The 15,535-nt window shown below is 60.8% G+C and carries 12 protein-coding genes and 1 tRNA gene; 7 read left to right on the plus strand and 6 right to left on the minus strand.

From position 1 onward, the window contains the following. Nucleotides 1–23 precede the first annotated feature (23 nt). A complete protein-coding gene (locus GO499_RS11800; protein ID WP_161862366.1) occupies nt 24–4,799 on the plus strand; it encodes a BapA/Bap/LapF family prefix-like domain-containing protein in 4,776 nt (1,591 codons plus the stop codon). A gap of 289 nt (nt 4,800–5,088) precedes the next feature. On the opposite strand, the gene GO499_RS11805 is transcribed toward GO499_RS11800, so the two are convergent. Continuing rightward, a complete protein-coding gene (locus GO499_RS11805; protein ID WP_161862367.1) occupies nt 5,089–6,030 on the minus strand; it encodes a GlxA family transcriptional regulator in 942 nt (313 codons plus the stop codon). A 109-nt stretch (nt 6,031–6,139) separates the two neighbouring features. Between GO499_RS11805 and GO499_RS11810 the strand changes: the two genes are divergently transcribed. Genes GO499_RS11810 through GO499_RS11820 form a run of 3 tightly spaced genes read left to right on the plus strand, consistent with a single transcriptional unit; the run spans nt 6,140 to nt 8,318 of the window. Beyond that, complete coding sequence (locus tag GO499_RS11810) at nt 6,140–7,327, plus strand: MFS transporter (protein ID WP_161862368.1); 1,188 nt, start codon at nt 6,140–6,142, stop codon at nt 7,325–7,327. Between the two features lie 14 nt (nt 7,328–7,341). Then, nucleotides 7,342–7,656: a DUF1272 domain-containing protein gene (locus GO499_RS11815; protein ID WP_161862369.1), complete on the plus strand. Its 315-nt coding sequence runs from the start codon at nt 7,342–7,344 to the stop codon at nt 7,654–7,656. A gap of 47 nt (nt 7,657–7,703) precedes the next feature. Next, nucleotides 7,704–8,318, plus strand: a complete 615-nt coding sequence (locus GO499_RS11820) for a pyridoxamine 5'-phosphate oxidase family protein (RefSeq protein WP_161862370.1) — start codon at nt 7,704–7,706, stop codon at nt 8,316–8,318. 446 nt (nt 8,319–8,764) lie between these two features. On the opposite strand, the gene GO499_RS11825 is transcribed toward GO499_RS11820, so the two are convergent. Beyond that, nucleotides 8,765–9,412 (minus strand): glutathione S-transferase family protein, encoded by a 648-nt coding sequence (locus tag GO499_RS11825; RefSeq protein WP_161862371.1) that lies wholly within the window; start codon nt 9,410–9,412, stop codon nt 8,765–8,767. A 115-nt stretch (nt 9,413–9,527) separates the two neighbouring features. Between GO499_RS11825 and GO499_RS11830 the strand changes: the two genes are divergently transcribed. Genes GO499_RS11830 through GO499_RS11840 form a run of 3 tightly spaced genes read left to right on the plus strand, consistent with a single transcriptional unit; the run spans nt 9,528 to nt 11,089 of the window. Beyond that, on the plus strand, nt 9,528–10,082 hold the full coding sequence (locus tag GO499_RS11830; RefSeq protein ID WP_161862372.1) for a dihydrofolate reductase family protein: 555 nt from the start codon (nt 9,528–9,530) through the stop codon (nt 10,080–10,082). A gap of 55 nt (nt 10,083–10,137) precedes the next feature. Further along, complete coding sequence (locus GO499_RS11835; RefSeq protein ID WP_284154708.1) at nt 10,138–10,590, plus strand: winged helix-turn-helix transcriptional regulator; 453 nt, start codon at nt 10,138–10,140, stop codon at nt 10,588–10,590. A gap of 16 nt (nt 10,591–10,606) precedes the next feature. Next, entirely contained in the window at nt 10,607–11,089 is a 483-nt protein-coding gene (locus tag GO499_RS11840; protein WP_161862374.1) for a VOC family protein, read from the plus strand. Nucleotides 11,090–11,290: 201 nt separating this feature from the next. Here GO499_RS11840 and GO499_RS11845 read toward each other — a convergent pair. From GO499_RS11845 to GO499_RS11860, 4 genes are all read right to left on the minus strand, one after another. Next, a tRNA-Arg gene (locus GO499_RS11845) sits at nt 11,291–11,367 on the minus strand. A 62-nt stretch (nt 11,368–11,429) separates the two neighbouring features. Next, a complete protein-coding gene (locus GO499_RS11850) occupies nt 11,430–12,824 on the minus strand; it encodes a sensor histidine kinase (protein WP_161863956.1) in 1,395 nt (464 codons plus the stop codon). Between the two features lie 108 nt (nt 12,825–12,932). After that, entirely contained in the window at nt 12,933–14,348 is a 1,416-nt protein-coding gene (locus GO499_RS11855) for a dihydrolipoyl dehydrogenase family protein (RefSeq protein WP_161862375.1), read from the minus strand. Then, entirely contained in the window at nt 14,345–15,079 is a 735-nt protein-coding gene (locus GO499_RS11860; RefSeq protein ID WP_348520774.1) for a TVP38/TMEM64 family protein, read from the minus strand. The genes GO499_RS11855 and GO499_RS11860 overlap by 4 nt, the downstream gene beginning before the upstream one ends. Nucleotides 15,080–15,535: the final 456 nt, after the last annotated feature.

The raw sequence follows: 15,535 nt of genomic DNA on the forward strand, positions 1-15,535 counted from the left end.
AATAATCTATCAGGGAGATCCCAATGTCAGGACTCATCAGCAGCTACAACCCGTTCGGTCCCTTCACCGCTGGAATCGACAATATCCGAGGAGTAACCGCCAATCTTCTGGATGGCGTGACGGACGGAGGACACCCCGCTGGACTTCTGAGCGAAGTCATCGAAAACAGCTCGTCCCTGTCAGACAGTGTCGATGGCCGTCTCGACAGTCTCGAATGGCTCCCTGGCGACATACCCTCGAATGACTCGCTCTACCGCGACATCCACAATGATGTCCTCGACGCGCTGAACAGCCCCGATCCGGCCACGCAAGCCGAGGCACAGGCGATCCAGGATTGGCTCGATGACAACGGCCTGTGGGACGATGGCTACGCGGATTGGTGGGAGGATCAGAACGATCCCGACAACGGCGACGACCCCGAAGACTCTCCTACCGACGACGAGTCGCCCGAAGGAGACCGCGTCGATCCACTCGTAATAGACCTCGACGGCGACGGCATCGAACTTTCTTCCGTGGAAAACTCCACCGCCAATTTTGACCTCGACGGCAACGGCTTTGCGGAGCGGACAGGCTGGGTCGATGCCGATGACGGTATTCTCGTCCGTGATATCGATGCGGACGGCAACATCCGCGATATCTCCGAACTCTTCGGCGACACAGACGGCCATGTGGATGGGTTCAGCAACCTCTCCTCCTTCGACGAAAACGCCGACGGCGTGATCGACGCCTCCGATGCGATCTTCGCGGAGCTCCAAATCTGGCGCGATCTCGATCAGGACGGGGTCTCCGACAGCGGCGAACTCTTCTCCATGAGTGCCATTGGAATCACAGCCATCAGCCTCAGCACGACGGCACTCAATAGCACGATTGCAGGTAACGAGGTTCCACTCGGTTCGACGGTTACCTTTGACGACGGCAGCACCTCGACGATGGTCGATGTCTTCTTCTCCCGCAATCCTTTCGACAGCAACGTCGTGCTCGACCCGGAGTTCGAGGCGAGTGTCGAAGCGCAGCTGCTGCCGCAACTCTTCGGTTCCGGCGCCGTCGCCTCCACCACCGTCGCTCTCACCCTGGACCCAAGCCTTGCTACCGATGCGCAGGCGATGCTGACAATGCTGGAAGAAGGCCGGATCGACGATTACCACGCCGCGTTCGAAGACTTCCTCATCGACTGGGCGGGTGCCGGCTCAGCCTCCGAAACAGGCCGCGGCCCTCATGTGAATGGTCAAAAGCTGGCAACACTGGAAGCCTTCTTCGACCAGGGCTTCGTGCAGCTTGTGGGCTCCACCCCGATGAGCGACCCGCAAAACGCCGCCACCGGCGCCCAAATGGACGAACTTTTTGACACCTATCGGGATTGGCTGTCGATCCGCTTCATCGCTCAGGCGGCCATGTCCTCCGTGGCTCTTACGGTGACGGACACGACCACCGATCAGGACATCGCCGATGCGTTTGCCGCACATCCGTTGAGCGGCCTGGCTTTCCTCGTGGACGGCTACTCGGAGCGTGATTTCCGCACGTCCGGTTCGATGGAGAGCGTTCTCGAAGGCCTGGAGGCCGCCGTCACAACCGAGGTTGTCTCCCCGGCCGGGGCAGCTTCTATCGCCCATCTTCTGGAATATGATTACCGCAACAGCGGCCAGACGTTCGACGCGCTTCTTCGGTCTTCCGCCGAAAGTGCGGGTCTCGCGGAAGATTCTCTGTTCTTCGCCGAACTCATCTACAGTGGCACGCACCAGATACTCGAAGGCACCGAGTCAGGTGACACCTTAGCACTCACCAGCGGGTCGGGATATTTCCTCGGAAGAGGCGGCGACGACACCCTGTCGAACACGGGCGGAAACAACGTCTTCTTCGGCGGAGAAGGTGACGATACGCTGATCAGTGGCGACGGATCCGACCACTATCACTACGCCCTCGGCGACGGAAGCGACCTGATCCGCGATTATGATCCCAGCAGCAATTCCGGCTCTGACACCCTGACGTTCTCTGACATCGCCAGCACCGACGTGACGATGGTGCAGAGCTCATACGACCTCGTCATCACCACCTCGACCGGCGAGACGATCACCATCGACAACTATTTCGACACGGATCAGGACTATGCGATCGAGTCGATTGTCTTCTCCGATGGTGTGACGCTCAGCTGGCAGGACGTGCGGGATCGTTCCGTCGCCGATCAGGTGGCGCTCGGCCATGCCACAATCTACGGCACGGAGTTGCAGGAAAACTACGTCCACACCTCGGGCGACGGCTCCTACGTCATCAATGATTACGACTTCAGCTCCAACACCGCCAATGACACGCTGACCTTCGCCGATCAGGCCAGCACCGACGTGACGATGGTGCAGAGCTCATACGACCTCGTCATCACCACCTCGACCGGCGAGACGGTCACCATCGACAACTATTTCGACACGGATCAGGACTATGCGATCGAGTCGATTGTCTTCTCCGATGGTGTGACGCTCAGCTGGCAGGACGTGCGGGATCGTTCCGTCGCCGATCAGGTGGCGCTCGGCCATGCCACAATCTACGGCACGGAGTTGCAGGAAAACTACGTCCACACCTCGGGCGACGGATCCTACGTCATCAATGATTACGACTTCAGCTCGAATTCAGCCACCGACACGCTGACCTTCGCCGACCAGGCCAGCACCGACGTGACGATGGTGCAGAGCTCATACGACCTCGTCATCACCACCTCGACCGGCGAGACGGTCACCATCGACAACTATTTCGACACCGATGCCGACTTCCACATCGAGCAGATCGCCTTCTCCGATGGTGTGACGCTCAGCTGGCAGAACGTGCGGGATCGTTCGGTCGCCGATCAGGTGGCGGCCGGTCAAGCCATCATCTTCGGCACCGAACTGGAGGAGAACTACGTCCATACCTCGGGCGACGGCTCCTACATGATCCGCGACTACGACTTCAGTTCCAACACCGCCAATGACAGGCTGACCTTCTCGGACATCGCCAGCACCGACGTGACGATGGTGCAGAACTCCTACGACCTCGTCATCACCACTTCCGGTGGCGAGACGATCACCATCGACAACTATTTCGACACCGATCAGGACTACAACATCGAATACCTCACCTTCTCGGACGGTATCTCGATGGGCTGGCAGAACGTGCGGGATCGCTCGGTCGCCGACCAGGTTGCCGAAGGATACGCCGTCGTCGAGGGAACGGAACTGCGCGAGAACTACGTCCACACCTCCGGCGACGGCTCCTACATAATCCGCGATTACGATTACAGCTCCAACACGGCTACGGATACGCTGACCTTCACCGACCAGGCCAGCACCGACGTGACGATGGTGCAGAACGCCTACGATCTCGTCATCACCACATCGACCGGCGAAACGATCACCATCGACAACTACTTCGACACCGATCAGGACTACAACATCGAGGAACTCGTCTTCACCGATGGTGTCACGCTGAACTGGCAGAACGTGCGGGATCGCTCGGTCGCCGACCAGGTTGCCGAAGGATACGCCGTCGTCGAGGGAACGGAACTGCGCGAGAACTACGTCCACACCTCCGGCGACGGCTCCTACATAATCCGCGATTACGATTACAGCTCCAACACGGCTACGGATACGCTGACCTTCACCGACCAGGCCAGCACCGACGTGACGATGGTGCAGAACGCCTACGATCTCGTCATCACCACATCGACCGGCGAAACGATCACCATCGACAACTACTTCGACACCGATCAGGACTACAACATCGAGGAACTCGTCTTCACCGATGGTGTCACGCTGAACTGGCAAGGCGTGCGCGATCGCTCGGTCGCCGACCAGATTGCGGAAGGCTACGCGGTGGTCGAGGGAACGGAGCTGCGCGAGAACTACGTCCACAACTCCGGCGACGGCTCCTACATAATCCGCGATTACGATTACAGCTCCAACACGGCTACAGACACGCTCACCTTCACCGACCAGGCCAGCACCGACGTGACGATGGTGCAAAACGCCTACGATCTCGTCATCACCACATCGGGCGGCGAAACGATCACCATCGACAACTACTTCGACACCGATCAGGACTATAACATCGAGGAACTCGTCTTCACCGATGGTGTCACGTTGAACTGGCAAGGCGTGCGCGATCGCTCGGTCGCCGACCAGGTCGCCGAAGGCTACGCGGTCGTTGAGGGAACGGAACTGCGCGAGAACTACGTCCACAACTCCGGCGACGGCTCCTACACGATCCGTGATTACGACTACAGTTCGAACACCGCTACGGATACGCTAACCTTCGCCGATCTGGACAGCACCGACGTGACGGTAATCCAAAACTCCTACGATCTGGTCATCACCACGTCCGGCGAGGACGTCGTCACGATCGACAACTACTTCGACACCGATCAGGACTACAACATCGAGCAGATCAGCTTTGCCGATGGCGTGACACTGAACTGGCAGGGCGTGCGTGACCGGTCCGTGGCCGATCAACTGGCCGAAGGTTACGCGGTGATCGAGGGTACGGAACTGCAGGAGAACTACGTCCACTCCACGGGGGATGGCTCATACATGATCCGCGATTACGATTACAGCTCGAACAGCGCGACCGACACCTTCCTGTTCACCGATCAGGATCAGGCAGACGTTACCCTGGCCGTTGGCGCCACCAACGACCTCGTGATGACGACCAGCGGCGGAGAAACCATCACGATCGACAACTACTTCGACAGTGACATGGACTACGCGATGGACCAGATTTCCTTCGCCGACGGAACCACACTGACTTGGCAGGACGTCAACAACATGCTGCTCGTCTGATCAACACAGCGCATCGCGGCGCAATAAACGCCGCGATGCGCAATCCGTTCAATCCGCGTCATGTGCGTTGCAACTTCAGGATCGCTCATGGGCCACGCAGCGGCAAACCGAAGACGCAATGGCAAGCGTATCACGTCAAAACATACTCAAAAGGTTGCGCCTCCGGCAAAAATGGTGCGGTTCACTCTGCACACCATGCACGGGCAAGCTCCTTCACATTGCCCGAACGAACTGATCGCTCCCGTCGGTCACTTTCTTTCCCTCTTCTGTCGCCTAGCTAGGCGAGCGCTCAGGAAAACATGCTTCGGTATTCACCAAGCTGAAGACCGAACCGGCGCTGGAACGCCCGGCGCATCCGTTGCAGATCACCAAAGCCACTTTCGGCCGCGACGCGCTTGAGGGGGACATCGCTCTGCAAAAGCGTGCGGGCATGGTCGACCCGCACTTTTTCGACGAACTGCGCCGGGGTTTCATGAACGTCACGTTTGAACCGCCGGGTAAGCGTCCTCGAGTTCATTCCCGCCTCCTCCGCCATTGCTTCGAGTGACCAATCGCGCTGTGGTTGGGTCACGACCTGCTCGATCAGTCTTGCCAAAGCACCCCTGTCTGAAAATTGGCCGACAAGGAACGATGAGTACTGGCTTTGCCCGCCAGTCCGGCGCAACTGCACGATCAGTTCACGCGCAACCGCCAGTGCGATGGTCGGGCCGCAATCGGCCTCAATGATCGCCAGTGCCAGATCGATGCCCGTTGTCACCCCGGCAGACGTCAACACATTGCCTTCGGAAATGCTGATGCGATCCAGATCCCAGGACACGCTCGGATAGGCACGGGTATCCTCGAGCCGGGACCAGTGCGTCGTCGCCCGTCGGCCGTCCAGCACCCCTGCCGCAGCCAGAACCAGAGCGCCGGAACAGACTGAAATGATCCGCCCCTTCCCCTCCGCGCGCTTCCGGATTGCCTGCAATGCCTTGTCGTTCTCGATCAGGCTATCAACGCCGTTGCCGCCGGGAACCAGCAGATCATCGCAGGTCATGTCGCCCGTCAGCACTCCCTCGACAGACAATTGCAAACCACAGCAGGATCGGACGGGCCTGCCATCGGTCGAGATGAAACGCATTACATAGGCGAGCCGATCGTCACTATTTGCCGCCACGAATGCCTGAACCGGGCCGGAGACATCCAGCAAGTTCACACCGTCAAAGAGGAGAACATCGATCTTGCGCGTCATGGATAATTTGTCTTTTTTTGATGCATAAATGACATTTAAGACATTTCTGCTGGCAGCTAAACGAAACTGTGTCAACCGGCAATGCAAACGGACCCAGCAGATAGCAACCATGTCGACCCTTATGAACCGGACCTTTCTGGGCCTGCTTCTGGCCAACACGATCCTCGGCGCGGCGATGCCCATGCTGCTTATCCTCGGGGGGGTGACGGGCCTCATGCTGGCACCCACGCCCGCTCTGGCGACGCTACCGGCATCGGTGCAGGCGCTCGCCAGTCTGGTCGCGGCCGCACCGTTCTCGCTTCTGATGGGACGGATGGGCCGCAGGGTCGGTTTCGCAGTGGGCTCTCTTGTCGCTCTCGCCGGCGCATTGGTCGCGACCCATGCGCTGGTGTCACAGGATTTCATCCTGCTGTGCCTTGGGCACTTCGGGCTTGGCGCGGGTTTGGCGTCTTTCCAGTACTTTCGCTTTGCCGCGGGCGAGGCGGTGAATGCCGAATGGCAACCCGTTGCGATCTCACTGATGATGACCTCTGGCCTGATCGCGGCCGTCGGTGGGCCGCAACTGTTCATCATGGCGAAGGATATGCTGGCCCCCGTGCCTCTGGCCGGGGCCTACGCGGCACTGGCCGTCATCCTGCTCGTCGGAATCGCCCCGCTCGCTGCCGTTCGCCTGCCACGGCCCGAACGCGCGACCACCGAAACGCCCAAGCGCAGGTTCGCCGCTTTCGCCGCACTGCGCCGCGGCCCAATTCGCCGCGCCGTGGGGATTGCCGCCGTCTCGCAAGGCGTCATGATTTTTCTGATGATCCCGACGCCATTGGCGATGATCGGTTGTGGTTTCAGCGAGGATACCGCTGGAGATGTGATCCGTTGGCACATCGTCGCTATGTTTGCGCCAAGTTTTTTCACCGGCTTCCTGATCCGGCGTTTCGGGGCGCAGCACATTGCGATCATCGGGCTCATCCTGATGATCGCCGCCGGGCTGGCCGCCGCCGCTGGACTCTCAGCGATCCATTTCTATGGGTCACTGACTATTCTGGGGATGGGCTGGAACCTCGGCTTCATCGGCGCCACCACCATGCTGGCGGTTGCAGTCGCGCCGTCAGAGAGGGCAGCCGTTCAAGGCCTCAACGATACCCTGATCGCGCTGGTCTCGACGCTCTGCGCCTTTGCGGCCGGAATGGTGATCTCGGGCCTTGGCTGGGCGGTACTCGCGCTGATCGGCATCGCCATTGTTCTCGTGGCGCTCGCCACGATGGCGCTGGACAAGACAGAGCCTGCCTTAACCCACATCTGACCAAGGAGAAACCAATGCTGGAACTCAGGCCGAACTGCGAATGGTGTAACCGGGATTTGCCCCATGACGCCACCGATGCTCGCATCTGCACCTACGAATGCACCTACTGTGCACATTGCGTTGACACCGTGCTGCACAACGTCTGTCCAACCTGTGGCGGCAATTTCGCACCCCGCCCGATCCGACCGAAGGCGGCGTACCAGCCTACGCTGACCTTGGGCCTGATCAACGATCCCGCGTCTGCCACGCGCAAGCAATCGAGATGGTCGGCGGAGCAGGTTGCCGCATTGAGCGAACAGCTGCGCGCCGTTGCCCCCGCCGACCGATAGCATCTGACAGAACCATGCAAACCGAGTACCTGAAGCGGAGAACGCCGATGAAATTTGTCGAAAGCCGGGACGAGTTGCGAAACGCTTTTGAGGCGACCCACGAGGTTGCGGTGCAAAAGCAGTTGCTCAGGATTGATGGCCATTCGCGCCGGTTCATCGAAAAATCGCCATTCGTGTTCATCGGCTCGCAGAACAGCTCGGGCAGGGGCGACGTATCCCCGAAGGGCGACCAACCCGGATTTGTCCACATTCTGGACGAGCAGACGCTGGCGATCCCCGATCGCCCCGGCAACAACCGGCTGGACACCTGGGAAAACGTGATTGCCAATCCGGCGGTCGGTCTTCTCTTCCTGATCCCCGGAATGAATGAGACATTACGGATCAACGGCGAAGCGCGGCTGACACTAGACAGCGATCTGTGTGCCCGGCTGCATGTCAACGGCCGCCCTGCCCTCGCCGTTCTCATCGTCAAGGTGGACGAAGTTTACATGCATTGCGCCAAAGCCTTCATCCGGTCGAACCTGTGGTCGCCGAAAACATGGCCCGACCGCTCGGAGATGCCGACGCTGGGAGAAATTCTCAAGGATCAGGCCCGGCTGGCCGCATCCGCAGAGGAATTCGATGAGGTTCTCGATGAGGTCTACAAGACCACGCTTTGGTAGCCTGATCGCCACGGCCGCGATCAAAGCCTTTTCCGAGCTGCTTCCTACATCCAGTAGCGCTTTCTACTGATCGCCATGCGCGGTCACTGACCTTTTCATTGAGATGGTTGTGTCAGTGACTAGCGGAGGTGTGTCCAATGCATGGCCGCTCAGCGGCCGAATTTACAGTTTGCTGACTTTCTACTTATTCCGCTGCCGACATTCAGAAAGCGCAGCGTCAAACGCTTTGGGCTCGGAACAGACCTTCGTTGCATGACCAACGAGCCGCGGCCTCTTCGTCATGCAAGCGGTCTGACAGCAGAGCCCGTTTTGCCAACATCTAGCAGTTTTTTCGATGGCGGAGGGGATGGGTCAGACGTCGAACCTTCTCCGCCAATCCAACGACTATCCGGCGATGCCAAACGTGACCTCTGCTTGCCCGCAAACAGCCCGCGTGTATTTGCCGTTCATGGTCGAACAGGCGGTAAAGCCGGCATTTCGATTCCATCGAAGGGATCGCGCCACTCAGGCAATTCGCAAAGTCCGGCATACCAGGCAGACAGGGCCGGATACTCGCCCAGCGGCAGCCTCATGATATCGTTGAAGGGCAGAAAGGTCGCCATTCGGAAATCCGCGTAGCTTGGGGCGCTGCCCAGCAGCCAGGCGCCGCGCAGTTCGGCATCTAGCAGTTGCGCCGAGGTGTGGAACAGGGCCGTGCCAGCGTCGACCTCCCGCATGTCCGAAGGTCCAAGATCATAGCGCAGCTTCGTTCCCAGTTCGAACTGGACCATGTTGCAGGCGCGTACGAAATTCTCTTTGCCCCAACTGATCCATTTCAGAAGTTCCGGCAGTCTGTCGTCGCGCGGGAAGAAGTCCGATCCAGCCATCATCGCCATTCGGCAGACCACGGCATCGCACTCCCAGATCGCACGACCGGGCTCTTTGAGGATTGGCAGCAGGAGCGTCGGATTCAGCGGTCGGAAACGCGCGTCCTCGCCCGGTGCTAACGGCGCGGCATGGACGATCTCGACTTCCGCGCCGATGAACCGGGCCGATGCGGCGGCGAGGCGCGGGTTGGGGTTGCGGCTGACATGCAGGATCGAGCGTCTCGCCATCGCGTTCTCCGGGGCGTTTGATTGGCTGCCCAACGCAGGAAACCACTTTCATCTTGCAAGTGGTGACACGGCTCGCTACCACTTGCAAGATGAAAGTGGAAAGGTGCGCGCGGACATGCGACGACTGGTGATCTGGGACATGATGACGCTCGACGGCCGGTTCGAGGGCGCGGGCCCCTGGCAGCTCGACTTCCACGGCCTGGTATGGGGCGAGGAACTCGAGGCCTTCTCGATCGCACAACTGGACGAGGCAGGAACGTTGCTGTTCGGTCGGCGGACCTACGAGGGCATGGCGGCTCACTGGTCCGAGGCGACTGGACCGGTTGCCGAGCGGATGAACGCCATAGAAAAGCGCGTTGCCACGCGGGCCGGTGTAGCAAGTGTTTGGACGAATTCGAGGCCGCTAATCGGCGAGATCGCAACACACATCGACGCTCTGAAAGCCCAGCCCGGCAAGCAGGACATCTTCGTCTTCGGCAGCGCGGATCTCACTGCGGCTCTGCTGGACATCGATGTGGTCGACGAAATCCGGCTTTGCCTGGTGCCGACCGTCCTTGGCGGCGGCACCCCGTTGTTCCGTAACGGCGAACGGCGCAACTTCGACCTGGCCGAGGCGCGCCCGCTGCGCAGCGGCGGCGTCATCCTGCGGTATCTCCGTGCCAAGGGCTGAGCGCTCGCCTTGCCCGGTCAACCTAGCCACCGAGGTGCTGGGTGACAGTTGGACCATGGTGGTGCTGCGCGACATGATGTTCGGCAACAAACGCAGCTATGGCGAACTTCTGCGGGACTCGCCTGAACGAATCTCGACCAACATCCTCGCCGCCCGGCTCAGGCACCTCGAAGCGCACGGGTTGGTCAGCGTGGCCGACGTGCCGGACCACGCGCAGAAGCGGCGCTACAGTTTGACCGAAAAGGCGATTGCCCTTGTTCCGGTGATGACGGCTCTGGGCGCGTGGGGCGTGCGCTACCTGGCGACGGACCCGGCCTGGACGGCGCGGTCGCGCTTTCTGGCAGAAGGCGGGGCAGAGCTTGAGCAGGCCTTTATGGACGAATTACGCCACCTTCATCTTAGCACGCCCGCCAGGGGCCCGTCGATCCTCGCCCGGATGGACGCGGTCTTCGAGGCCGAGCAGGCAGAAGCCGCCGCGAACGATGATCAACTCAGGACTGAACGCTGAAGAAGGAGTTAATACAATGGCTCCAAAGGTAACCACTTGCATCTGGTTCGAAAAGGACGGCCTCGAGGCGGCCCGCTTCTATACCTCGCTCTTGCCCGATTCCGAGATACGGAATGCGCAGAAGTTCGAACACATGGTCACCGGCGAGGCCGACGGCGTCCAGGTGATCGAGTTCACACTTGCCGGCGCGCCGTACTCCATCCTGCAAGCCGGCCCGCACCAGCAGTACAACGACATGATGTCGATTTCCGTCACCACTGAAAATCAGGCGGAGACGGACCGGCTGTGGACAGCGCTGACCGCCGACGGAGGACGCGAGATTCAATGTGGCTGGCTCAGAGACCGATGGAGCGTGGCGTGGCAGATTTCGCCGCGCCCGATTGTACAGCTAATCGAAACCGGCGATCCCGCCCGACTGAGCGCGATGTTCAAGGAGATGTACAAGATGAAGAAAATCGACATCGCGACGCTTCAAAAAGCCTACGACAGTGCAAGTTGAACACTGCACCCGACGTCCTTCTAAGTTCTGATGCTGGATGTTCGCACAGTCGAACGAACGGAAATTTGAACTCTCAGGTCGGTTCCGGTCGACAACGACGAGCACGACACGTCGCGCATCCTGCCGTTCCACTTGCCGAAGAACCACACCACCTACTTCGGTTGCCCATGCGGAGAAAATTTCGATTTCGGTCTCGAATGGTGGCGGACCGAGGAGGATTCGAACCCCCGACCCCCTGATTCGTAGTCAGGTACTCTATCCAGCTGAGCTATCGGTCCGTGAGGCGGGGTGATACTCGCGGTGTCGGAACAATGCAACCCCTAAGACGCGCGTCTTCGTCTCACGCCGCTGCCGGATCCGGCACCGGCAGAAAAATGCGGAACTCGGTACCTTCCGCCGAGGTGCGAACCAGATCCAGCCGTCCGCCGTGGCCCTTTATCAGTTCCGCCGCAATGGCCAGCCCGAGGCCGGTGCCGCCACGCCGTACCCCGCCCTGAAACGGTTGGAACAGGTGTTCCATTGCCTTCTTGGGCAGGCCGGGGCCAGTGTCGCTGACCAGGATGATACAGCCGTCACCACCGTTGGAGGCTCGCACCCGAATGGAGCCGGACTCGCGGCTTTCCTCGATCGCCTGCCTCGCGTTGCGGATGAGGTTGGAGAAAACGCGGTAGAGCTGTTCGCCATCGGCGTGGACCTGCAGATCCTCGGGTATGTCCGTCTCGAAAGCCACGCCGCCTTCGATCTCGCGCAACTGGTCGCTCTCGATCACATCGGCAACCACCGGCGCCAGCAGCAGCCTGCTGATCTTTGGTGCCGGTTCCTCTGCCTTGCCGAACGCCAGCGTGCTCTCGCACAGGTTTATCGCCCGGTCGAGGCTGCTCACCAGTTTTGGCGCCGTCCGCTTCACCGTCGGGTCCTCGGAGCGTTCGAACCGATCTACCAGCAGGTGCGCCGTCGTCAGAATGTTGCGCAGGTCGTGGCTGATGCGGCTGACGGCGCCGCCAACACCGGCCAGCCGCTCCTTCTGGCGCAGTGAACCGGTTAGCTGGGTTTGCAGGTCGGCCAGTGTCTCTTCCGCCTGACGCAGTTCGGATACCCTGCTTTTCGGCTCCATGATCCTGCGCGCATCCTCGGGATTGTCGCGATACCGCATCATGTTCTGCACCACCCGCTTGATCGGCCGTACGAGGATGAAGCGAACGACGATCACCAGCAGCAGCGCCGTCAACACCGAAATGAACAGAGACAGCCGCAGGATGTTGAAGCCGTAGGCGATCATCGCCTGCCGCAGCGGCCGCTCGTACAGCGACGCTTCGATCATGGTGCCGCCGCTCTTTACCGGCATCCCAATCACCCGGATCACCCGGTCCTCGCTGCGGAACATGGTCATCAGCGCATCGCCGATCAGTTCGAAGAACCCGGCCTCCCGAAGGTCATAGGTCTGCGCCACCGGCTCGGGCATGGGGGAGGACAGCACCAGAAGCCGCATCGCCTCCCGCCGCAGAACGATGTTCAGAACTTCAGCGTTCGCCAACAGTTCCCGTTCCAGGTCCGGGTCGACCATGTCATCATCGGTCGCCAGCAGCGAGAGAGAGGCGATCTGCCCGAGTTCAAGACGGTTCTGCAGGTAATCGAGCCGGAACCGGGCGACAGAGGGCAGGAAGATCAATACCTCCGCCAGCATCACGAAAATGATCGTGAGGATCACGAAACGCCCCGTCAGACTGTTTACCAGCCGCCTCATTCACCTCTCCCAAATGCGCGACTTATTTAAGTCGTATCGCGCAATCCACAAGCCGTCTCGTCCAACGGGCTATCCATCCGCGGCCAACCGCGCATCGGGTCAGAACCGCTGCACCAGCCGGACGATCTTCTTCACCAGATCACTCTCGAACAGCCGCGGCACATAGTACTGCCCCGCCGCCCGCTTGTTGATCTCTCCTAGTGTCGGGTAAGGGGCGACCATATTGGCGACGGCGGAAATCTTCAATCGGTTCGCGATCGTCAGCGCCCAGATGCCGATCAGTTCCCCGGCCTGCCTGCCGACGATGGAGGCGCCCACTGGCCGGCCTTTGACCACCATCACCTTGATAAGCCCGGTTGTCGCCCGTTCCGTGCGGGCGCGGTCGCTCTCGCCGTAGTCGAAGCGAAGCACTTCCAGCCTGTCGCCATGCGCCTCCCGCGCCTGCGCCTCCGTAAGGCCAACCTGTGCCATCTCCGGGTCTGTGAACGTGACCCAGGGGATATGCGCCGTCGAGGCCTTCACCGGCAGTCCGAAAAGGGCGGAGCGGATCACGAGGCCCGCATGATAGTTCGCCACATGGGTGAACTGCATACCCCCCGCCACGTCGCCTATGGCATAGACGCTGCGGTTGCTCGTCCGCAGGCCCTTGTCCACCGTGATACCACGGCTGGTGTATTCAATTCCGGCCTTGGCAAGGTCCAGTTGCCCGATGTTCGGCTTCCGCCCCACGGCGACCAGCAGGTGCGAACCGCGATAGACACTGCCGTCATTGACCGTCACTGCAATATCGCCCTCGCCGCCGGAAACCTGCGTCGCGCTGGCGCCTTCCACGATCTCTACACCTTCACCCCGCACGGTTTCCAGCACGATGGCGGCCAGTTCCGGGTCGTCCTTGCCCAATGCCTTGGCTCCCTCAAGCACGGTCACCCGGCTTCCCAGTCGCACATGCGCCTGCGCAAGCTCCATCCCGATTGGGCCGCCCCCGATGATGATCAGATGCTCGGGCCGCTCCGTCAGGTCGAAGATCGTCTCGTTCGTGTGATGCGGCACCTCCGCCAGTCCCGGTATGGGCGGCACCAGCGGGCTGGAGCCGGTGGCGATGACGATCCGTCGCGCCTCGATCAGCTTGTCACCCGCCTCCACGCTGTTCGGCCCGGTAAAGCGCCCGAATTCGGTGATCACCTTCACCCCCAGCTCCTCGAACCGCTCGACGCTGTCATGCGGTGCGATACCGGCGATCACATCCTGCACATGCGATTTGGCCGCCGCATAATCCACCTGCGGCTCCGCCGGCGCGATGCCAAACGGCCCACCGGTGCCGAAAGCATGGGCGTGCTTGCCACTGGCGATCAGCGCCTTCGACGGCACGCAGCCGTAGTTCAGGCAGTCGCCGCCCATCCGTCCCGCCTCCAGCAGCACCACTGACGCCCCCATCTGCACAGCGCCCGCAGCCACGGACAGTCCGCCAGACCCGCCACCGATCACCAGCAGGTCCGTCCTGATAAGATCGCTCATTCCGCCGCTCCCTTGCCGCGCACGGCCTTGATGATGATTGGCAACGCCGCCAGTGCACAAAGTCCCAGCACAGGGCCGAGGATGTGCCACTCGAAGAAAATCCCGAGGTCCGGCGTCTCTCCCCGCGCAAAGACCTTGCCCAGACCGGCACCGACCCAGGAATATACCAGCGTGCCGGGCATGATCCCGAAAAATGTCGTCACCACATAGTTCCGCAGCTTCACGCCCACCAGCGCCGGTGCAAGGTTCGCAACGAAGAACGGAATGGCGGGCACCAAGCGCATCAACAGCAGATAGCTGACCTCGTTCTCCTTGAGGCCATTGCGGATCTTGTGCATCAACCCCTGCCCGGCCTCCATCTTCGCCGCCAAGGTGTCACCAAGCCCCATCCGAGCCGCCAGAAAGATCGCCACCGCGCCGGTCGTGGCCGCGACTACCGTTAGCAATCCCCCGGCAACCAGCCCGAACAGGAAGCCGCCCGTCAGCGTCATCACCAGGGCACCGGGTAATGAGAAAGCCACCACGAGAACGTAGGCAAGAAAGTACCCGGCTGCCGCCAGCACGTAGGATTCGTCGCGCCAGGCAATCAATGCCTCACGATGTTCCGCCAGCGTCGCAAAGCTGAAGTACTCGCGATAATAGATACCTACGCCGGCCACGACGGCAATCGCTGCCAGCGGCAGCAGCCGTTTCACGTCAAACCGCCGTGCGTCGGGCGTATCGGTCATCATGTCCAGCCTCCGAGAATTCATCCGCTCCTAGATGCGGTATCCGGGGCGGCAAAGATACCGGCCTCACAAGCCATTGATGCGCGTCGGCATTTTGTTACAGCTCCGTGCCGCAATGCTGCAGCAAAGGCAGCTCTCGCTCGCGATGGCGTGAGGAGCAGGGCATGGCGGCGGCTCCACTGAAACATTTGACCGGAACCCAATCTCGGCCGGGCATTGCGGCAAGTGATCGGCCGCCGGATGCCTCTTTTCTCGCGGACCGGCGCGTTCGGGGTTTCCAACGCCTTCAATGGTGGCCACTGCATCCCCATATCGCAGTCCGGAGCGGTCAGCACTTTGCGCTGCGCACCGAAAAAATCACGCAACTTTCCGTCCCGCACCAATTGACTCCCGCCGCCTCTGCGCCTAAACACCGGCTTCCAGATTTCAGCGTCAGCGGCCCACATGCCATGGCCGCCG

Origin of the sequence: Algicella marina (genome assembly GCF_009931615.1) — a bacterium.
Taxonomy (GTDB): domain Bacteria; phylum Pseudomonadota; class Alphaproteobacteria; order Rhodobacterales; family Rhodobacteraceae; genus Algicella; species Algicella marina.